This window comes from Campylobacter sp. CNRCH_2015_1657, assembly GCF_025772685.1.
Classification (GTDB): Bacteria; Campylobacterota; Campylobacteria; order Campylobacterales; family Campylobacteraceae; genus Campylobacter_D; species Campylobacter_D lari_D.
Map to the genome: position 1 here is coordinate 33,354 of NZ_JAKMSO010000006.1, position 19,754 is coordinate 53,107.

The window sequence follows — 19,754 nt, forward strand, 5'->3', positions numbered from 1 at the left end:
AACATTTGGGAAAGAAATTTGGCTTTAATAGATTTAATCGATGCAAATAAGAAATTTAATACAAAAATAGTTTTAGAAAATGCAAATTTTAGTGCAAATTTAGGAGAAAAAATCGCCATTATAGGCAAAAATGGCGAAGGAAAATCAAGCTTTTTAAAAGCCCTTATGGGAACTTTAAAACTAGATAGCGGTAGAGTAATTAAACAAAATAACGCTAGTATAGGTATGTTAAACCAACAAGTAAGCTTTGAAAGCACCTTAAGCGTAAGCGAAGCCATCAAAAAAGAACTTGAAGAAATTTACCAAGCCTTGAAAGAATTTGAAAGCTATAATGAAAAACTAGCTTTTGATCCTGAAAATAAAGAATATTTAAAAAAAGTAGATGAATTAAGTTTATTTATAGATTCAAAAGACGCATGGAATTTAGACCAAAAAATACAAAGAATATTAGAAGAATTTAAACTATTAGAATACAAAGACAGAACACTTTGCTCTTTAAGTGGGGGCGAAATAAGACGCGTAGGGCTTTGCACACTTTTGCTAAAAAATCCTGATATATTATTGCTTGATGAACCAACTAATCATCTAGATGTATATATGAGTAACTTTTTAGAAGAAAGATTAAAAGCCTCTAAAATGTGTGTTATTTTCATCTCTCATGATAGGTATTTTATCGATGCTATAGCGCAAAAATGCGTAGAAATAGAAGCGGGAAAATTAAGCATTTTTGAGGGTGGATATACGCAATATCTAGAAAAAAAAGCAGCTATTTTAGCTTCCTTAGCTAAAAACCATGAAACCTTGCTTAAGCAACTAAAAAGTGAGGAAGAATGGCTAAGAAGAGGAGTCAAAGCTAGGCTTAAACGCAACGAAGGACGCAAAGAACGCATTTTTAAAATGCGTGAAGAAGCTAAGAAAAACCCAGGAGCTATCAAACGCTTACAACTTGAAATCAAAAGAGCAAGTAAAAATTTTAACCAAACTCAAAGCCAAAACCGCAAAAAAATGCTTTTTGAACTTAAAAATATCTCAAAGTCTATTACCAACAAGACACTTTTTAAAGACTTTAATGCACGAATTTTACAAGGTGAACGCATAGCCATAGTAGGTAAAAATGGCTGTGGGAAATCTACTTTCTTAAAGATTTTACTTGATCAAATTCCGCTTGATAGCGGAGAGATTAAAAGAGGTGAAGTTAAAATAGGCTATTTTGATCAAAGCAGAAGTTTATTAAACACTGATAAAAAACTTTTAGAAATTTTTTGCCCAAATGGCGGCGATCACATTCAAGTGCGTGGTAAAAATATGCATGTTTATGGGTATTTAAAACAATTTTTATTTCCAAAAGAATTTTTAGAGCAAAGCGTGAGTGTGCTAAGTGGGGGTGAGAAAAACAGAGTTGCTTTAGCCTTGCTTTTTACCAAAGAATATGATGTATTAATCTTAGATGAACCAACAAATGATTTAGACATAGCTACGATTAATATCTTAGAAGAATACTTACTTTCTTTTGAAGGCGCGATTTTGCTTGTCTCACATGATAGATATTTTGTTGATAAAATAGCAACTAAACTTTATGCTTTTGAAGATAATGCAAATATTAATATAGAAGTTCTTTCTTATAGTGAATATTTAGAAAATGAAAAAGAATACAAAGATTTTGAAGAATTTTCTAAAAGCTTAGAAACAAACACCACCACAAGTGTAAAAATAAAAGAAAAATCGAGTAAAAAACTAAGCTATAAAGAAAATGAAATTTTAAACTCATATCCTGATAAAATTCATAAATTAGAAGAAGAAATAAAAGAAATAAAAAATGCTCTAAGTAATCCTACAATCTATCAAGAGCTAGGTATAAACACCCTTTATGAAAAGCTAAATTCCTTAGAAAGTGAACTTAGTATTTTAGAAGAAGCTTATTTTGAGATTTTAGAAAAAAGTGAGGATAATTTATAATAATTTTTTATTATTTTATTTATTCTATATTAACAATCGTAAATTTTATTTGTTTTTAATTGACTTTTTTTGTTATTGTTGTTATAATGTTTTTTCATCATAAAAATTTATTAAGGAGTTTCAAAAACAATGAAAAAGTTGAATAGAAAAATTTTTCTTTCCGCTTGCGTTGCTACTATGGTAGCTAGTTCAGCTCATGCTGTTATAGGGGGGGGGGATATCGTTTACAGATTCTAACCTAAAAGATGAAAATAAAAACGGAAATTACTCTTTCATAGTAGATAAAGATACAGGTTCTATCTACAATATCTCTTCTGTCATTGGATCTAGTTTTGATGGCAAAACAAACAAATTTATCAATCACCTAAATATAGATGCAGCTAAAAGCACATTTAATGTTGGTGCCAATGGCCAAGATGCGGAAATCGGTCATTATTTTGATGGAGAAAAAGATAAATTTTATTCTTTTAATATAAAAGCAAAAGAAATAATTTTTGATGGCAAAAATAATGCTTTGGGTCAAGATACTTCATTAAATGTAGGCAATACTGGGGTTATAGAAGGAAATCTAGCTCTACTTAATGGTGCTGATCTTTTCATTAGCAATGGTACCTTAGGAAGTCAAAGTGCAAATGGTTCTTTACTAGTAAAAGGTAATTTTGCTGCAACAAATGCAAATCTTGACTTTTATGGTAACCATAGCTTTCATATAACTGGAAAAGCAAATATAACAAACTCAACATTTAGCGCTACCAATGCTCCAGTAAGTGAAAACGGTATCTTTTTGCTAAGTGCTGATGGTGGTTTTAATAAAAACATTACAACTTCAAATACAGCAGGTGTTTATACAGCTATATCAACAGCAGATGCTCTTGGACTAAGTGCAGAAGAAGCTAAAAAATATAACGAAAGTTTTGACTCAATAAAGGTAAATATAAAAGATGTAGATCATGAAATAAAAGTAGTAGGAAATTCTCTATATATCAGTGCTAATGTTGATACAAAAGCTTGGAATGAGAGTATTAAAAAAGGTCTTGCTAAGTCTTTAAAAGATGCTCAAAAATTAGCTTTAGAATCAATGATTGCCGAATATACAAGATTGATGAATGAAGCACCTGGTGTTCAACCAAAGGCGGACGCAAAACAAGATTTCACTAAAGCAGACTACCAACAAATAATTAAAGATTTAACAGGCAAAATGAATGCAATCAATGTAGATGATAAATCACCTGCATTTAATAGTCAAATTGATGCTGTATTAGGTTCAATCTTAACATCAAACAGACAACAAGCAGCAGGTAGTGCTTTAACCGATGCTATGGTAGGAAATGCACAACAGGCTAAAAATGTAGTAAACTCAGCTAGAGAAAGTGCAAATAACTCTAATCGCCAAGGTGCTATCCAAGTTATCAACCTAGCTAATGAAATGGCTATTTCAACTAGAATGATGCAAGATAGAAATCAAGGCGAAAACAGTGTTTGGTCTAATGCATTTGGTGGAGCAAATATGATAGGTAGCGAAAGCGACTCTGTATATGGTATTACACTAGGTATAGATAGACAATTTAGTGATTCAGTATTATTTGGAGCATATTTAACTTATGCTGACTCTAAATTAAACTACAATTCTATCAGTCAAGATGCAGACAATTTACAATTTGGTGCGTATTCAAGAATAACAAATGGGCAACATGAATTTGACATCAAAACATATGCACAATTTAGCTATACAGATCAAGAAAGATTTTTAAATGGAACCAGCAATAAATCTGACTACACTCAAACTTTCTTAGGTGCAAGTGGTGCATATGGATATGTATTTAATATGGGTGATAAATTTGATATTAAACCATTGATTGGATTAAATGTTTACTATGGAAAAACTCCAGATTATACAGAAAATGGTCTTTGGGCTCAAAAAGTTTACTCAATGGATAGTTTTGCAGCGAGTGCTGAAATTGGAGCAGAATTTAGAAAATTCTTTGATGGTGGTAGCTATTTCTATGTAACTCCAAAAATCGAACAATTTTTTGCTATGAGTGGGGATGATTTTAAAGGTCGTTTTACAGGAAGTGATTTTAGCTACAATGTAGCTGGTGCTGAAAAAGATAAAACTTTCGGTAAAATCCTTATCGGAAGCAATATTAGCGTTACAGATAGATTTTCTATTGATCTAAGTGTAGGCGCTAAACAAATCTTAGGCAATAAAGATGATAACACTGATGAAACTTACCTAACTGGTAATATTGGCGTTAAATACTCATTCTAATTGACATAAACAAGAATTCTTCTTATACAGCATAGGTAATTTACCTATGCCTATTTACTTTCTTATTGCATACTTTCACAAAAAAATTACATGGAAAAACTATGACTTTGATAACTATTTTATGTATTTACACAGCTTTTTTGGTTTTTATATCTTATGTGCAAATTTCTTTTTTAAAAAAAGAAAGAGAAAAACAAGCAATTATTTTAAATGAACAAGATTATAAAAATGCTGCAAATATCGCCATAGAAAACGAAAAATACAAAATCTTTTCTAATCTTTATAATCTGATGGTTAACATTTCTTGGATTAGCTTTGGCTTTTTGTATTTAAAAGAAATTTTTATAAAAGAAAATTCTACCTTAGAAAATACTTTATTTTTGCTTGTATTTTTATTGATTATTAGTATTTTAAATTTACCACTTAGCTATTATGAAAGCTTTATAAAAGATAAAAAACACGGCTTTTCAAATATGACTTTAGCACTTTTTGTTAAAGACAGCATTAAATCTTTAGCTCTAATGCTTGTTTTTGGCTTTTTAATCATCTATGCCTTAGTATTTTGCTTTGAATTTTTTAACACATACTGGTGGGTAGTGGCTTTTGCTCTAAGCTTTATAATTATACTTATTATAAATCTCATCTACCCTACACTTATTGCACCTATGTTTAACAAAATGAAAAAACTTGAAGATGAAAATTTATTAGAAAAAATCACTAATTTAATGCAAAAATGTGGCTTTAGTGCAAATGGTGTTTATGTTATCGATGCAAGCAAAAGAGATAAAAGATTAAATGCTTATTTTGGTGGCTTATTTAAAAGCAAAAGAGTAGTACTTTTTGATACACTTTTAAATGCTTTAAAAGAAAAAGAACTCATTGCTGTTTTGGGTCATGAGCTAGGACATTTTGTGCATAAAGATTTGCTAAAAATGTTATTTGCTAGTGCTTTGATGCTTTTTGCTTTATTTTTCATCTTTGCACATTTACCAAACTTTTTTTATATTGAAAGTCATTTAGATGGAGTGAATGCTGGAGTTTTTGCACTTTTATTGATTTTTGGAAATATTTTTACTTTTATTATTTCTCCACTGCTTAATAAAATGAGTCAAAAAAATGAATTTAATGCTGACTTACACGGAGCAAAACTAAGCTCTAAAGAAGATATAAAAAATGCTCTCATAGCTTTAGCAAAAGAAAACAAAGCCTTTGTTAAAACAAGTAAAATTTATACTTTCTTTCATCTAAGTCATCCTTGCATTTATGATAGAATCAAAGCTTTGCAATGATTTCAATCAAACAAGCTTTAAAGCAAGCTTACGCAAAAGATCCTACTCACAAAGAATATATACTTTTTATTCTTTGTGAGCTTTTGCAAAAAGATAAGGCTTGGATTTTTTTAAATCCTGAATTTCAAATTGATGAAAAAGTTTTTTTAGAATATGTAGATAGATTTTTAAATGGTGAGCCTTTTGAGTATTTATTTCAAAAAACACAATTTTATGGTTTTGATTTTTTTACTAAAAAAGGGGTTTTGATACCGCGTTTTGATAGTGAAATATTACTTGAAAGATGTTTAGAAATTTTAGATCATAACTCTTTTAAAAATATACTTGAAATTGGCTTTGGAAGTGGAATTTTAAGTATTTGCTTAGCAAAGTTAAAACAAATTTTTATACAAGCTTGTGATATCAATCCAAAAGCATTAGAGCTTGCTAAAAAAAATGCAGATTTTCATAATGTTTCAAATTTAATCAATTTTCAACTTTGTGATTTTAAAAATATACAAGGAAATTTTGACTTTATTTTTTCTAATCCTCCTTACATAAAAAATGACTATCCTTTAGATAAATGGGTTCAAAACGAACCACACAATGCTTTGTTTGGTGGAGATAAAGGTTGGGAAATTTTACATGAAATTATTCTTTTTGCCAAAAATCACAACACAAAAGTCTTAGCATGTGAGTTTGGCTATGATCAAAAAACAATTTTAAATAAAATTTTAAAAGAAAATGATTTCAAGGCTACTTTTTATCAAGATTATAATGGATTTGATAGAGCCTTTGTTGCATGGAATTTAAAAAATTAGACTATAATTATCTTTATTATAGGAGAAAATATGAAATCAATATATTTATTTTTACTAGCAAGCTTAATTGGGATTGAAATTAGCATAGGTGTGTTTTTAGCTCCGACTATATTTTATCCTGCTAAATTCATAGGTGAAGGGGTTTTAACTCATTTTCAAAGTGGGCTTTTAATGACACACATTTTTGTGCAATTTGGCTATGTTTTGTTAGGTGTGAGTGTTTTGTCTATTTTAATAGAAATTTTTTCATTTAAAGACAAAAATTTAACTTTTAAAATAAATTTTTCAAAATTTATGCTTTCTTTGATCATTTTGGCACTAAGTTTGCTTTTTGTATTTTACTTCACTGCTTATGTTTTAGAAGCACAAAGTTTAGGAGAAGAAGCAACTAAAACTCAAGAATTTATAAAAATTCATGGTGCAAGTGAAGTTGTGATGAAAATTATCATGTTATCACAAGTAATTTTGTTTTTCTTAAATTTTAAAACAAAAAATGATATAATAAAATAAGTCTTTAAAAGGAGTCAAAGATGAAAATAGGCGATATAGGAACAACTCAACAAAATCACTACTTAAATCAAGCTCAAAAAAGCCAAGAAAAAGCTTTAGAAAACATAGCTGCAATCCGTGCTATAGATGGGAGCGATGGAGCAAATTTAGCCATAGCTGATTCTTTAAGAAGTCAATATAGCACTATAGATCAAGGTATTTTAAATGCCTATGATTCCATAGGAGTTTTACAAATTGCTGATTCAACTTTAAATAACATTTCAGCTACTGCAGATAAACTTAATGAACTTTCAGTGCGCTCAAACAATGCTGCTTTAAATGACAGACAAAAAAGTATGCTAAATTCTGAAGCAAGCAAACTTGTAACTTCAATCAATGATGCTTTTTCTAATGCGACTTTTAATGGAAAAAATGTATTTCAGAGTATGGATTTTGTTGTTGGTACTGGGGTTGAAAGTATTAATTTAAATCAACCAAGCACAGCAAATTTAAGCCTTGAAAATCAAGACGGAATTCGTGATTTTCAAGATCAAGTAGGTTCTTTACGCGCAGATATTGGTGCTGGAATTAACGCTATCCATTCTAATATCAACTCATCTTTGCAAACTAGTATTAACACTAAAGAAGCTGAAAGCAAATTACAAAATAATGACTTAGCTCAAAATATCAATGATTTTAATGCAAATTACCTAAAAGAAAATGCATTTTTATTTGCAAATGCTCATTCAAATGTAATGTTACAAACTAAACTAGCAAGCCTACTTCAATAATAAAAACTCCCAAATAAGGGAGTTTTTCAAGGAAAAATATGCAAAATAATGCTTTATTTAAGCAAGTTTTAAAACATCCTTTATATGAAAAAATTCAAAAACTTAGTGAAAAAAATCAAAATTCAAATTACCTTATAAATGAAAGTTTTGATATTTTTTGTGATAAAAGTTTAGATGATGAGATTAAGAATATCACTTTAGAATTAAAACCTTGGCGTAAAGGACCTTTTAAAATTAATGATTTATTTATAGATACAGAATGGCAAAGTTTTATCAAATTTAATATTTTAAAGCCTTATATGCAAGAAATAAAAGGCAAAATAGTAGCAGATATTGGCTGCAACAATGGTTATTATATGTTTAAAATGCTTGAATTTAATCCTTCAAAGCTCATTGGTTTTGATCCTTCTATTAAGTATTATTTGCAATTTTTACTTTTAAACTCCATTGCAAAAACTCCTATACAATATGAGCTTTTAGGCGTAGCTGATGTACCAAATTATGGCATAAAATTTGATGTGATTTTTTGTCTTGGAGTGATTTATCATCGTAGTGATCCTATAGCCATGCTAAAACAACTCAAACAATCTTTAAATAAAGACGGCATAGTCTTTTTAGACACTATGTATATAGAAGATGAAAGAGAAATAGCACTTATTCCTCAAAAAACTTACTCAAAAATACCAAATATTTTTTTCATTCCGTCGATATTAGGTTTAAGAAATTGGTGTTATAGAGCTGGATTTAGTGAATTTGAAGTTATAACAACTAAACAAACCGATCTTTTAGAACAAAGAAAAACACAATGGATTGATTCTTATTCTTTAGATCAATTTTTAGATAAAAATGATTCAAATTTAACTTGCGAAGGCTATGAAGCACCAAAAAGAGTTTATGTTAAATTAAAGGTGTAAAAATGGCAAGAACAGTAAGTGCTGTTACCATAGAAGAATTAATAGATCCAGAAGAGTTAAATCGTATCAAATCAGAACTTATCACTTGTCCAGGGATAAACAATACTTTAGCAGGAAGTATTTCTCATATAGAAAAAAATTTCGCCAAAGGTATTTTAATCACAACCCATGATATGGCAGTAGATGAACTAGGATTAGTGCATAGTGGCTTTGTATTTAATGCAGCAAATTACATAGCGCAAGCTGCAATTAATAAAGAATTTAGCGTCTTAATAGGCTCAAGAAGCTTTTTTTATGCTCCTTTAAAAGTGGGAGATATTTTAAATCTTGAAGCGAGTGCTTTATTTAGCGATGACTCAAGAAAAAGAGAGGTTAAAGTAGCTGGTTTTGTAAATGAGATTAAAATTTTTGACGCATCTTTTCAAGTTATTACTACAGATGATCATATATTTAAACTTAAACAAAATCAAGCCGCTACAAATAATAATCAAAATCAGCAAGAAACAACTAAACAAGAATCAATGCAAGAAGAACTTAATGCAGTCTTAAAAGGAATCGGGGGTTAAAGGTAAATCCACCCAATTCTTTGGACATTCTTTATGATAAGTCCCACTTGCATCATAATATTCCTTACAATCATCGTAAAATCGATTTGAGATCCCTCTTTCATTGACAAAACAACCACTAAAAAATAATACTAAAAATCCAAACAATAATATTTTTTTAAACATCTTATATCCTATTTTAATCTTATTTGCTTACGCCATTTATAAGGCTCTATAGGATTTTCACTTTCCCATAATCCTTTTTTATTTATCTTGGCATAATTTTGCTCATTTATATATAAATCACTATAATGCTCATACGCCCAAGCAAAACCATTTTTAACCATAACTTGATTAATATCTTTATCATTTAAATATACAATGGCTAAAATTCTACCATATTTATCCTCATCTTTTACATTTAAAACTACTTCTTTATTTAATACAATAGCTTTTAGAAATTGCGTAGCCATCTTTCCATAAGCTTGATCACTCTCAGGCGCATCTATACCAAAAAGTCTGATTTTAAGCTTTTCATTTTCGAATTTAGCCTCAATAGTATCTCCATCTACTACACGACTTACTTTAGCATTGATATATGAACCACTATCATAGTTTAAAACATAAGCAAAAGCAACTAAAAAAAGTGCGATTAAAAATTTCTTCGGATCTTTTAATAAGTTTATAAATAATTTAATTTGTTTCCTAGAAAATTTCATTTAAACCTCATCTATATAAAAATATGCCATAATTACAATAAAAAGGAGAATTTATGCAAGAAATTATACAAAATTTTAAACAAATTGCTCAAATACCTCATTGTAGTTTCAAAACCGAAGAATTGAAAAATTTTCTCATTGATTTTGCTAAAAGTCAAAATTGCCAAGTAAGCGTTGATGAAGCAGGTAATATCCACGCACACAAAGGAAATCCTAAAATTTGTTTACAAAGTCATTATGATATGGTTTGCATGGGAGAAGCTCCAAGTATACAAATATATGAAGAAAACGGATATTTAAAGGCTAAAAATTCAAGCTTAGGTGCAGATAATGGCATAGGAGTATCACTAATGATGCAAGCTTTAAAAGATTTTGAAAATATAGAATGTCTTTTTACTAATGATGAAGAAGTTGGACTTTGTGGAGCAAACAATCTCACCCATACTTTGATCTCAAGCAAGCTTTTAAATTTAGACCACGAAAGCGATGATGAAGTTGTTATAGGTTGTGCTGGTGGGGTAGATATTTTTGCTAGTTTAAACTTAGAAATAGATGAAAAAGAAGAAGATTGTTATGAGATAGAAGCAATTGATTTTAAAGGTGGGCACTCGGGAATTGATATTGTTAAAAATATTAAATCTTCTATTAAAGAAGTGAGCTATTTTATCACTCAAAATCAAGGAGAACTTTGCGAATTTAAAGCAGGTGAAAGAATAAATTCTATACCAAAACATGCTAAAGTTATAGCATTTTTTAAAAATCCTCCAAAAGAAAATGATCATTTTAAAGTAAATTATATAGGTAAAATCAAAAGAACATATTATAAAAATTCTCAAGTTATTTTAAATCTCATTAATGCTTTTGCACAAGGAGTTAGAACTTTCAATCATCAATTAAATTTAGTTCAAACAAGTATCAATCTTTCACTAGCTTATGAAAAAGATAGCAAATTTCATTTTGAGCTTTTTGCAAGATCTAATGATTTACAAGAACTTAAAAACATAGAATTTGAAACCTTAACTTATTTTAAGATGCAAAACTGCGAAGTTTCAAGTGCAAATTTTTATCCACCGTGGGCTAATAAAGATACTAAATTTGGAGAAGAAATTCTAAGTTATTTTAAAAAAGAAAACCCAAACGCCAAGCTTTACACTATACATGCTGGTTTAGAATGTGGCATTATAAGTGAAAAACAACCTTTAGAATGTTGCTCAATAGGACCAAATATCCATAACCCTCATTCAACAGATGAAAAATGTGAAATAGCTTCTATTGAAAAAATCAGTAAAATTCTTTATGTAATCTTAAAATATTATCAATAAATATAAAATAACTAATATTTTGATAAATAAATTCAAAATATTGGTAAATATTTATTTAAATAATAAAAAATTTTATTTACTATTAATAAAACTTGGATTATACTCTCACATATTTCAAAAATAAGGAGAGAGTATGGAAATACTAACTAGCCTTAGCGAAGGTGTTCAATTTAGTATTCAACTAATTGTTGTTCTTATTTGTCTTTTTTATGGGGCAAAAAAAGGCGGTATCGCTCTAGGCTTATTAGGCGGTATAGGTTTATTAGTTTTAAGTTTTGGTTTTGCTGTAGCACCTGGAAAACCTTCTATTGATGTTATGCTTACCATTTTAGCTGTTGTTGTTGCTAGTGCAACTTTGCAAGCTAGTGGTGGTTTGGATGTAATGTTGCAAATTGCAGAAAAAGTTCTAAGAAAAAATCCTAAATTCTTAACTATTTTAGCGCCATTTGTAACTTGCATTCTTACCATGCTTTGTGGAACTGGGCATGTTGTCTATACTATGATGCCTATTATTTATGACATTGCTATTAAAAATGGTATTCGCCCAGAAAGACCAATGGCTGCTTCTAGTATTTCTTCACAACTTGGTATTATCGCAAGTCCTGTTTCAGTTGCAGTTGTAAGCTTAACAGCTCTACTTTTAAATCCAGAAATTAATAAACATCCTTTAGCAGGATTTGATGGCTATGTAGATTTACTTGCTATTACTATACCTTCTACCTTAGTAGGTGTTTTGGCTATAGGAATTTTTTCTTGGTTTAGAGGAAAAGATCTTAATAAAGATGAGGATTTTCAAGCTAAGATTAAAAATCCAGAACAAAGAGAATATATCTATGGCGATAGTAAAACTCTTCTTGGACAAAAACTTCCAACTATCCAATGGGTAGCTATGTGGATTTTCCTAGGTGCTATTGCTATAGTAGCTATACTTGGAGCTTTTCCAGAGCTTAGACCACAATTTACCTCAAAAGGCGTTACCAAACCTATGAATATGGTAGCAACTATTCAAATGTTTATGCTTTTAGCAGGTGCAGCGCTAATCATTTTTACCAAACTTGATGCAAGCAAAATTGCAAAAAATGAAATTTTTAAATCCGGTATGATAGCCTTAGTAGCTGTTTTTGGAATTTCTTGGATGGCAGATACAATGTTTGCAGTGCATACTCCTATGATGAAAGAATCTTTAGGTAATATCGTTATAGAACATCCTTGGACTTATGCTATTATGCTTTTACTTATTTCTAAATTTGTTAATTCTCAAGCAGCAGCAATTGCAGCTTTTGTGCCACTTGCACTAGGAATTGGTGTTGAACCAGGTATTATCATTGCTTTTGCAGCAGCTTGCTATGGATACTACATTTTACCAACTTATCCAAGCGATCTTGCAACTATACAATTTGATAGATCAGGTACTACAAAAATAGGTAAATTTGTTATCAATCATAGCTTTATCTTACCAGGATTAATTGGTGTGATTGTTTCTTGTATAGTAGGTTATTTTTTAGCTTTAGGTGCAGGATATTTATAAAAATTAAAAGGGCTTTAAAAAAGCCCTTTTTTCTTATTTAAATGCTTTTTCTAAATCAATAGGCATAGCTTGATAACCAGTACTTGCTCCGCTAAAGCGAATTTGTACTGAAGGTTCTTTAGCTCCCCATTTAAATTCATCTATTTCAGGTTTTGGCTCACCTACAGCAGCACCCTTACTTAAGTCAAATGACATTCCAGCAGTAGCACTATAAACCATGATGGAATTTTTATCTTTATGGTATTCTGCTAAAGAAGTGACAGGTGAAAACCATTCATTGCCTCTTTGCTTTCCATACTCCCAAATTTGTTCTACGGTTTTATTTTTTTGATCTATTTTATACACAACTGCTCTTGAGTATTTCATTGAAGCAAAAGCAGGTTGCTCTATACCTCTTGCATCGCCATTATCAAAAGCTGTGATATAAATATATCTTTTGTCAGATTTTTCATCTATTCTAAAAGCAGTATGCTGTGTCCATGTAAAATCAAAACCACCTTCTTCGTTTTCATATCCTGGACATTTGCTATACTCATCTTCACAAACTATCTTTTTGCCATTTTTATCAACAGGTTGCAAAAGTGTTTTTTTATATTTTTCTCCCCATCCTTTGTGTGCTCCTAATATCCATTTTACTTTTTTATCGCGTCCTATTTTTATAATAGCACTTTGATGACGACTTGAAATAATAATACTATCATCACTTGGATCATAATCTACGCTATTTACATGAGCCCAGTTACGCCCTACCCCAGTGCCTGCTATATCGCCAAAAGAATCACTTGCATCCATTTTAGCTAAATCCTCATCACTTAAAGTAACCCCTGCTTTACTCGCATCAATATTTAAACAAACAGCACCTTGATCTAATGCTTTGATTACATTTGCTCTATATGGATCTAAAATTTCAAACAATCTCCACTCATCTACTACATTACCATTTTTATCAACTTCTACTATCACATCGCGTACTGAACGCACATTTTTACCATCAGGACGCTTAACATTAGCAGAAGCCACCCTTAAAAGATAATTTCCATTTTGCATATTATCCATAGAATGAGAAAAATCTATATAAGAAGAAGGTAAAAGACGATTAAAAATTTCTCTACCCATTAAATCATATTTAACATATCTTTGTCCAAAACCCCAAGTTAAAGCTCCATCAGTATTTTGCCTAAATCCCATCATAATACCACGGTTGTAAATATTATTCCAATCCATTAATTTATCATTGTCAAAATACCAACGAATTTCACCTTTTGTATCAATGATAAATGCATTTGAATTCTCATCCCATTCCATTGCACCACCTGCTGGGTTATTCCAAACAGATTGAGAGCCTTTTCCACTTTGTTTCCCTGGAGCATTATTAACCAAATACAACCTATCTTCAAAACCTTTATCTACTTTAATCACTTCTACTTTTTCAAAAGGCACACCTCTTTGCATAATACTTCCACTTGGCTCTATATTAACTCCACCAGTTGCTATTTTATATACCTCATCTACTACTTTTTCACTCTTTCCAAAAGCAGTTTTAGTATAACTTACTTTTACTGTATTAAAATATGATGGATAAAGTCCAAAAACAGGAATTCCTCCATAAGTTTTAATTTTATTAGGGCTAACCTTATAAGATATAGTCTGTCCATTTGGCTTTGGAACTATAGTTACGCTTACATCACTTAGTTTGTATCCACCATCCATAATTACAGCACTAAGCGGAGATAAACCATAAGGATTCATCTTTACTGCGCCAATTTTGCCTTGAATTTCCCAATCAATTTTAGCACCACTAGGTCCACCCATAGCCAAAGAAACACTAGGCACTACCATAACAACACTGCTAGCAAGCAAAATACTACTTACAATTTTACTAATCTTCATTTTTTCTCCTTTTTTATATTATTAAGCTATTTGCACACTTGGCTCACCTAAAATTTTTAGCAAAACTACTAATATTAAAACAATCAAAGCATAAAATTTAGCCTTAGAATGTGAAAATGTATAAGAAACAAACATGCTTCCTAAAATCACCAAACAAACAACAAAAGCCAACAAACAACAAATTGCCATATTCATAAATTCCATACTAGGAATCAAATACCAACCATTACTATACAACCCATCTTCAAAATTTGGAGGATTTCCAACAAAAAATTTCTGAAAAGCATTTAAACTACCATAAACATCTTCAGGCACTATAGGTGTATCCATACCACACTCACCTGTTGGTAAAAACCATCCTGGTGCCCATTCATGCAATGGTAAATTAAAAGGATATATAGGAATTTCTCTACACCCATCAACACCAGCAAAAGGATTTTCTGAATGTACTACCTCGTGGATATGATTAAGAGTAATACAATACTCTATACCAAGCCATATACCCCAAAATACAAAAGTATAAGCAAAAATTTTTAGATAATCATTTTTAGGATCTATCAAGGCTAAAATACCACCAAAAGCCATAGTTAACATAGCAAATCTTATATAAACACACTGCTCACAAGGCTCCATATAAAGGTATTCTTGAAACAAAAAGTGTGCTATAAAAGTTAAGCCTACCATAGCTATAACCATTATCAACCAAGGAACTCTTGTATTTTGCCAAGTAGTGATTTTACTAATAGGACAAGGACTCATAAAATACCTCAAATCACATCTTGCTTAATTCTTCTGTTATTTCCATCAAAGCTTGTGGAGATGTGATAGCTTGTGGTATGATTTGGTATTTACCATTTACTACAAATGCAGGCGTACCATAGTTTTTAGAGATATCATTAGCATATTCATAAGATTTTAAAATTTCACTAGCTTCAGGAGTTTTTAAAAAGTTATCTAAATCTTCTTTGCTTGCTGAAATTGCTTTTAATCCTACTTCATAAAACGCTTCAGGATTGGCTCCATTTCCCCATCTTTGTTTTTTCTTAAAATAAGCATTAAAATATGCTTCAGAAGCTTTATGAGTTAAACTATTTTTATCGCTTTGACTTACTTTATTTTGCTCATCTTTAAAAGCAGCAAAAGCAAAAATTTCATTAGCTTGCTTACCATAATCACCCATAGAACTAACAGGATAAAATTTATAAGTTAATTGTGGTAATTTTTCTTTGACTTTTGACATGGTATTAAACTTATGATGATCATAACAATGTGTACAACGATAAGAAAATACTTCTATTAAAGAATTTTGAGCATTTGGGATAGGTGTTTTTAAAACCACATACTCTTTACCCTCACTAAGTGCATTTGCACTCACACCAAGAACAAAAGCAGCTGCCGCCATTGCTTTTGACAAATTATTTAAGTTGAATTTCATTTTATTTCTCCTATTTGTATTTTATATATAATAAATATTTGCAATTTATTATAAACATGCTAAAGTTATATTAATATAACTTAAATATTAATTAAACAATAAGAAAAAATTTCAAAATGAAAATATAATTATTAAAAAAATAAAAAATAATAATACTTTATCGCAAAAATTACAAAAAGCAATGCTTAAAAAAGCATTACTTGGTAGAAAGTTCTTTAACTATACGGATTAGTTCTTCTAAAGAAGTGATATACTCAGGATTGATTTGATATTTGCCATTTACTACAAAAGCAGGCGTGCCATAATTTCTTGAAATTTCATTAGCTACATCATAAGCAACTAAAAGCTCTTTGGCTTCTTTAGTTTGTAAAAATTTTTGCAATTCTTCTTTACTAGCACCAATAGCATTTAAACCTATTTTATAAAATAAATCAAGATTATTTAAATTTATTTTTTTTTCAAAATGACTTACAAAATACACATCAGCAAGCTTATAAGTAAGACTTTTTTCACTAGTAACATCTAAACCTAAAGCTTTTTCTTTAAAAGAAGCTAAAGCAAACATCTCATTTAAAGCACCACCGTACTCGAGCATAGAACTTACCGAGAAAAGATCATATTTTAAATTTGGTAAAGCTTGTTTAACTTTTGCTAGAGTGTGAAATTGATGATGATTATAGCAATGAATACAACGATAAGAAAATACCTCTATTAGAGAATTTTGTGCATTTGGGATAGGTGTTTTTAAAGTAATATACTCTTTACCCTCACTAAGTGCATTTGCACTCACACTAAAAACAAAAGCCATAATAGCTAGCAATTTAAACATTTTTTGCAAAACTTGCATGATTTTCCTTTTTTCAATGATATAAAATACAATTTTAACATAAGATATAAAATCAAGAATATTTTATGCTTTTCTTATGACATTTTAAGTAGAATTTCAACAAATTTATCAATAAAAAAAGTTGATTGTAAGCGATATTTTCCGATCAATATAAAATAAAAGGTCTAAAATGCAAATACGAATTTATTATGAAGATACCGATGCAGGTGGAGTGGTATACCATAGCAACTACTTAAAATTTTGCGAAAGAGCAAGAAGTGAGATATTTTTTCAAAAAAATGCAAAAATTTTTGATAAAAATACAGGACATTTCCTACTTACTAAAGCAAATTGTAACTTTTTAAAACCCGCTAAACTTGGAGATCTTATAGAAGTAAAAACATTTATCACAAAGCTTAAAAAAGCCTCAGTTTGTATAAAACAAGAGATTTATAAAGAAAATACCAAGCTTTTTGAAGCTGAATTTACCCTAGCTTTTTTAAAAAATGAAAAAGTAGCCCCTATAGATGAGACTATAACTAAGGTTTTTACTGATCTTGCAAAGGAGTAAAACCTAAGCCTTGCGAGCGAATGATTTTAACCTTATAGTCAAATTGATTATCATTTAAACCCTCATCAAAAATTCTTTGAGAATCTTTATCTAAAAACTGCGTATAAAAATAATCAAGGCCCACGCTAGTTGCATAAGCTATCCAGTTATAGTTAATATTTTGCGAAAAAAGCTCATTAAGATAGCTTAGAGTTTGATCCTCATTAGAAATGGAATTTGCTAGCAAAAGTTTTTTTCTATCATTAATTTGCGTTAAACTTAGCAAGATAGGATTATAATTAATCTGAGTTGATAATAATACAAAAGGCTCTATATCATAAGTTCTTATTTGTGAGCTTATGAGTGCTGTTTTAATCAAAGAAGTATTTAAAATAATACTAGAATCTTGAAAACTTCTATTTTGATTTAAAATGCTTCTAAAATCAAATTTAGAACTATTAATAGTATAAATTTTCTCACTACCATTACCTGCGTTTAAAACATTCTCATCTAAGCGATTAGCTAAGGCTGTTCCATCTGAAAAAATAATATTTTTACCATTGGAGTATTCCAAAAGTTTTTGGATTTGTTTTTGATAATCTATACTTCCAAAATACACATTTTCATTTTGCGTATCAAAATTTCTTTTATGTGCAGTAGGAATAAAAACCTTTACATTAGAATCAAGGCTTTCTTTTAATAAATTTTTCACACCTTTATCTGTAAAACCTGCGATAATATAATTAAATTTCTCATCTTGAGCTTGTTTAAAAGCTTTAGTTATCTTGCTCTCATCTTCTGTGCCTATTAAAAACACCTTTACTTTTATTTGCGCTCTTTGTCTTAATAAATACGCTATGCTTGAATTTATAATAGTATTAGAATAACTTTTAATCGTTTGTTCAGGTATAACAATAGCTAGTTTTATGCTAGCATTTTTTTGAATTCTTTTTTCAAAATCTATAATAGAATTTAAAAGTTTGGTATAGATATTAACTAAAAGCTCATTTGCATTATCATTATTAAATCTTGATAAAAAATTAAAATAAAGTCCTGTTTCTAACAAAGTAAATAAGCAATCATTATCACAATTTTGAAATTCTAAATTAGGATAAAAAGACTCACTAGGTTCTATGGGCGATGGTTTTTGCTCTTTCGCAAAGACATTTAAAGTTAAAACAAAACTCATCATCAAACAAACTAAACTTTTTCTCATAAATAACCTTTTATTTTTTTAATATCTTCTATAAATTCAGCATAAAAGCTAGGATTTTTACTCAAAAAATTCAAATCATAGCTTGGCAAAAATAAGGCATTATTATAATACATACATTGTCCTTTATATTTTTGAAAATTCTCAAAACCCAAACTTGCAAAAGCTTCTTGGCCAAGACATAAAATAATCTTTGCTTTTATAAAATCAAGCTCATTATAAAAATACGGCAAGCATAATTTTAATGCTTGATCGTCTATTTTAAAATTACTAAAACATTTAAACATATAAGAAAAATATATCTCATCATCTTTTAAATTTAAAAGCTCCTTGCATAATTTCAAAAGTTCTTGTTTATTTTTAGAAGCAAAAAACTTTCCACTTTCATTCTCTTCCTTGTCAATAAAGGCCTGATAAATCAAAATTTTAGCATTTTTGGCTTCTTTTTCCATTAAACTATGCTTTCTTAGTCTAGAAAAATGACAAAGATTGCAGGTTTTTACCCTTTCGTTTAATTCTTTAAAACTTAAATTAAAATGCCTAATTTGTTTTTGCTCGTTAAAATATTCATAACCAAAAGCTTTTAAATAATACAAATTACGCTTATTCATTACATCAATGCTTCTAAATTTTTACCCTCTAAACGATAAGTTCTCCACTCATTCATATGCTTTGCATTTAATTTAGTATAAAACTCAACCCCTAAATCATTATCGTTCAAACATACCCATTCTAATCTTTTAAGATTTTTTTCTTTACAAATTTGTGCTAAATATTTAAAAACAGCTTTTGCATAGCCTTTTTTTCTATGTTTTGCTTGTATATAAATATCTTCTAGATATAACCCACCTAAACCCCAAAAAGACGAAAAAGTAAAATAATACATTGCATAACCTATGATTTTACCATCAACTTTTAGACTTAAAGCCTTAGCATATTTATTTTCAAAAAAAGATTCTTCAAGTTCTTTAGTTGTGCATTTTACATCTTCAAGCATATTTTCATGGATAGCAAGCTCTTTAATTAATTCTAAAATTTTTTCTAAATCTTCTTTTTTACTCTCACAAATTTCAAAACTCATGATTTTTCCTTAAAATACATAAAAATAAAACAAAAATTTAGCAAAAACTTTTAAAATAACTCTTAATTAAAAGCAGATTTAAGTAAGATTTTGATAAAATACACGCTTATTATTTTGTTTTTTATTTTAAGTTAAGG

20 protein-coding genes are annotated in these 19,754 nt (G+C 29.4%); 11 read left to right on the forward strand and 9 right to left on the reverse strand.

Translation table 11 applies throughout. The features are described from left to right. The first annotated feature begins 18 nt into the window (after nucleotides 1-18). The 8 genes from abc-f (at nucleotide 19) to L8X27_RS05425 (ending at nucleotide 9,074) form a co-directional block, all read left to right on the forward strand. Entirely contained in the window at nucleotides 19-1,956 is a 1,938-nt protein-coding gene (gene abc-f, locus L8X27_RS05390) for a ribosomal protection-like ABC-F family protein (RefSeq protein WP_263681125.1), read from the forward strand. 514 nt (nucleotides 1,957-2,470) lie between these two features. Next, nucleotides 2,471-4,225 (forward strand): autotransporter outer membrane beta-barrel domain-containing protein, encoded by a 1,755-nt coding sequence (locus L8X27_RS05395; RefSeq protein ID WP_263681127.1) that lies wholly within the window; start codon nucleotides 2,471-2,473, stop codon nucleotides 4,223-4,225. A 101-nt stretch (nucleotides 4,226-4,326) separates the two neighbouring features. Further along, nucleotides 4,327-5,514 carry a M48 family metallopeptidase gene (locus L8X27_RS05400; protein ID WP_263671470.1) on the forward strand — a complete coding sequence of 396 codons (1,188 nt, stop codon included), beginning with the start codon at nucleotides 4,327-4,329 and terminating at the stop codon, nucleotides 5,512-5,514. Next, nucleotides 5,514-6,314 carry a HemK/PrmC family methyltransferase gene (locus L8X27_RS05405; RefSeq protein ID WP_263664770.1) on the forward strand — a complete coding sequence of 267 codons (801 nt, stop codon included), beginning with the start codon at nucleotides 5,514-5,516 and terminating at the stop codon, nucleotides 6,312-6,314. The genes L8X27_RS05400 and L8X27_RS05405 overlap by 1 nt, the downstream gene beginning before the upstream one ends. Before the next feature lie 30 nt (nucleotides 6,315-6,344). Then, on the forward strand, nucleotides 6,345-6,824 hold the full coding sequence (locus L8X27_RS05410; RefSeq protein ID WP_263671469.1) for a DUF4149 domain-containing protein: 480 nt from the start codon (nucleotides 6,345-6,347) through the stop codon (nucleotides 6,822-6,824). A 20-nt stretch (nucleotides 6,825-6,844) separates the two neighbouring features. After that, nucleotides 6,845-7,594, forward strand: coding sequence for a flagellin (locus tag L8X27_RS05415; RefSeq protein WP_263660586.1), 750 nt, complete (start codon nucleotides 6,845-6,847; stop codon nucleotides 7,592-7,594). A gap of 38 nt (nucleotides 7,595-7,632) precedes the next feature. Next, on the forward strand, nucleotides 7,633-8,508 hold the full coding sequence (gene cmoB / locus L8X27_RS05420) for a tRNA 5-methoxyuridine(34)/uridine 5-oxyacetic acid(34) synthase CmoB (protein ID WP_263671468.1): 876 nt from the start codon (nucleotides 7,633-7,635) through the stop codon (nucleotides 8,506-8,508). Nucleotides 8,509-8,510: 2 nt separating this feature from the next. Then, on the forward strand, nucleotides 8,511-9,074 hold the full coding sequence (locus tag L8X27_RS05425) for a hypothetical protein (protein ID WP_133319302.1): 564 nt from the start codon (nucleotides 8,511-8,513) through the stop codon (nucleotides 9,072-9,074). Here L8X27_RS05425 and L8X27_RS05430 read toward each other — a convergent pair. Together L8X27_RS05430 and L8X27_RS05435 are read right to left on the reverse strand one after the other, a co-directional pair. After that, nucleotides 9,054-9,239: a hypothetical protein gene (locus L8X27_RS05430; protein ID WP_133319303.1), complete on the reverse strand. Its 186-nt coding sequence runs from the start codon at nucleotides 9,237-9,239 to the stop codon at nucleotides 9,054-9,056. The two genes, L8X27_RS05425 and L8X27_RS05430, sit on opposite strands and share 21 nt — an antisense overlap. 8 nt (nucleotides 9,240-9,247) lie before the next feature. Further along, a complete protein-coding gene (locus L8X27_RS05435) occupies nucleotides 9,248-9,772 on the reverse strand; it encodes a thermonuclease family protein (protein WP_133319304.1) in 525 nt (174 codons plus the stop codon). Between the two features lie 53 nt (nucleotides 9,773-9,825). Between L8X27_RS05435 and L8X27_RS05440 the strand changes: the two genes are divergently transcribed. Then, nucleotides 9,826-11,094: a M20/M25/M40 family metallo-hydrolase gene (locus L8X27_RS05440; protein ID WP_263671467.1), complete on the forward strand. Its 1,269-nt coding sequence runs from the start codon at nucleotides 9,826-9,828 to the stop codon at nucleotides 11,092-11,094. A gap of 133 nt (nucleotides 11,095-11,227) precedes the next feature. Then, nucleotides 11,228-12,622: an anaerobic C4-dicarboxylate transporter gene (locus L8X27_RS05445; RefSeq protein ID WP_263660582.1), complete on the forward strand. Its 1,395-nt coding sequence runs from the start codon at nucleotides 11,228-11,230 to the stop codon at nucleotides 12,620-12,622. A 33-nt stretch (nucleotides 12,623-12,655) separates the two neighbouring features. Here L8X27_RS05445 and L8X27_RS05450 read toward each other — a convergent pair whose 3' ends face one another. From L8X27_RS05450 to L8X27_RS05465, 4 genes are all read right to left on the reverse strand, one after another. Then, a complete protein-coding gene (locus L8X27_RS05450; protein ID WP_263671466.1) occupies nucleotides 12,656-14,512 on the reverse strand; it encodes an aryl-sulfate sulfotransferase in 1,857 nt (618 codons plus the stop codon). Between the two features lie 21 nt (nucleotides 14,513-14,533). Further along, complete coding sequence (gene dsbI, locus L8X27_RS05455) at nucleotides 14,534-15,271, reverse strand: protein-disulfide oxidoreductase DsbI (protein ID WP_263671491.1); 738 nt, start codon at nucleotides 15,269-15,271, stop codon at nucleotides 14,534-14,536. A 13-nt stretch (nucleotides 15,272-15,284) separates the two neighbouring features. Further along, on the reverse strand, nucleotides 15,285-15,947 hold the full coding sequence (locus L8X27_RS05460; RefSeq protein ID WP_220566743.1) for a thiol:disulfide interchange protein DsbA/DsbL: 663 nt from the start codon (nucleotides 15,945-15,947) through the stop codon (nucleotides 15,285-15,287). A gap of 196 nt (nucleotides 15,948-16,143) precedes the next feature. After that, entirely contained in the window at nucleotides 16,144-16,794 is a 651-nt protein-coding gene (locus tag L8X27_RS05465; protein ID WP_220566742.1) for a thiol:disulfide interchange protein DsbA/DsbL, read from the reverse strand. A 169-nt stretch (nucleotides 16,795-16,963) separates the two neighbouring features. Here L8X27_RS05465 and L8X27_RS05470 point away from each other — a divergent pair, with 169 nt between their 5' ends. Beyond that, the gene (locus L8X27_RS05470; protein ID WP_087699453.1) at nucleotides 16,964-17,344 is read left to right on the forward strand and encodes a YbgC/FadM family acyl-CoA thioesterase; all 381 of its coding nucleotides are present in this window, start codon (nucleotides 16,964-16,966) and stop codon (nucleotides 17,342-17,344) included. Here L8X27_RS05470 and L8X27_RS05475 read toward each other — a convergent pair. The 3 genes from L8X27_RS05475 to L8X27_RS05485 are packed head-to-tail and all read right to left on the reverse strand — an operon-like array spanning nucleotide 17,322 to nucleotide 19,620. Then, nucleotides 17,322-18,539: a hypothetical protein gene (locus L8X27_RS05475; protein WP_263660577.1), complete on the reverse strand. Its 1,218-nt coding sequence runs from the start codon at nucleotides 18,537-18,539 to the stop codon at nucleotides 17,322-17,324. The genes L8X27_RS05470 and L8X27_RS05475 overlap by 23 nt on opposite strands. After that, complete coding sequence (locus L8X27_RS05480; RefSeq protein ID WP_263662357.1) at nucleotides 18,536-19,147, reverse strand: uracil-DNA glycosylase family protein; 612 nt, start codon at nucleotides 19,145-19,147, stop codon at nucleotides 18,536-18,538. The genes L8X27_RS05475 and L8X27_RS05480 overlap by 4 nt, the downstream gene beginning before the upstream one ends. After that, on the reverse strand, nucleotides 19,147-19,620 hold the full coding sequence (locus L8X27_RS05485) for a GNAT family N-acetyltransferase (protein WP_263671490.1): 474 nt from the start codon (nucleotides 19,618-19,620) through the stop codon (nucleotides 19,147-19,149). Before L8X27_RS05485 ends, L8X27_RS05480 begins: the two co-directional genes overlap by 1 nt. Nucleotides 19,621-19,754 lie beyond the last annotated feature (134 nt).

Excerpts from the sequence above, each read along its gene's own strand:
- L8X27_RS05400 (WP_263671470.1), top strand. The coding sequence starts at position 4,327 with ATGACTTTGATAACTATTTTATGTATTTACACAGCTTTTTTGGTTTTT.
- L8X27_RS05410 (WP_263671469.1), top strand. The coding sequence starts at position 6,345 with ATGAAATCAATATATTTATTTTTACTAGCAAGCTTAATTGGGATTGAA.
- L8X27_RS05415 (WP_263660586.1), top strand. The coding sequence starts at position 6,845 with ATGAAAATAGGCGATATAGGAACAACTCAACAAAATCACTACTTAAAT.
- cmoB (WP_263671468.1), top strand. The coding sequence starts at position 7,633 with ATGCAAAATAATGCTTTATTTAAGCAAGTTTTAAAACATCCTTTATAT.
- L8X27_RS05425 (WP_133319302.1), top strand. The coding sequence starts at position 8,511 with ATGGCAAGAACAGTAAGTGCTGTTACCATAGAAGAATTAATAGATCCA.
- L8X27_RS05430 (WP_133319303.1), bottom strand. The coding sequence starts at position 9,239 with ATGTTTAAAAAAATATTATTGTTTGGATTTTTAGTATTATTTTTTAGT.
- L8X27_RS05435 (WP_133319304.1), bottom strand. The coding sequence starts at position 9,772 with ATGAAATTTTCTAGGAAACAAATTAAATTATTTATAAACTTATTAAAA.
- L8X27_RS05440 (WP_263671467.1), top strand. The coding sequence starts at position 9,826 with ATGCAAGAAATTATACAAAATTTTAAACAAATTGCTCAAATACCTCAT.
- L8X27_RS05445 (WP_263660582.1), top strand. The coding sequence starts at position 11,228 with ATGGAAATACTAACTAGCCTTAGCGAAGGTGTTCAATTTAGTATTCAA.
- L8X27_RS05450 (WP_263671466.1), bottom strand. The coding sequence starts at position 14,512 with ATGAAGATTAGTAAAATTGTAAGTAGTATTTTGCTTGCTAGCAGTGTT.
- dsbI (WP_263671491.1), bottom strand. The coding sequence starts at position 15,271 with ATGAGTCCTTGTCCTATTAGTAAAATCACTACTTGGCAAAATACAAGA.
- L8X27_RS05460 (WP_220566743.1), bottom strand. The coding sequence starts at position 15,947 with ATGAAATTCAACTTAAATAATTTGTCAAAAGCAATGGCGGCAGCTGCT.
- L8X27_RS05465 (WP_220566742.1), bottom strand. The coding sequence starts at position 16,794 with ATGCAAGTTTTGCAAAAAATGTTTAAATTGCTAGCTATTATGGCTTTT.
- L8X27_RS05470 (WP_087699453.1), top strand. The coding sequence starts at position 16,964 with ATGCAAATACGAATTTATTATGAAGATACCGATGCAGGTGGAGTGGTA.
- L8X27_RS05475 (WP_263660577.1), bottom strand. The coding sequence starts at position 18,539 with ATGAGAAAAAGTTTAGTTTGTTTGATGATGAGTTTTGTTTTAACTTTA.
- L8X27_RS05480 (WP_263662357.1), bottom strand. The coding sequence starts at position 19,147 with ATGAATAAGCGTAATTTGTATTATTTAAAAGCTTTTGGTTATGAATAT.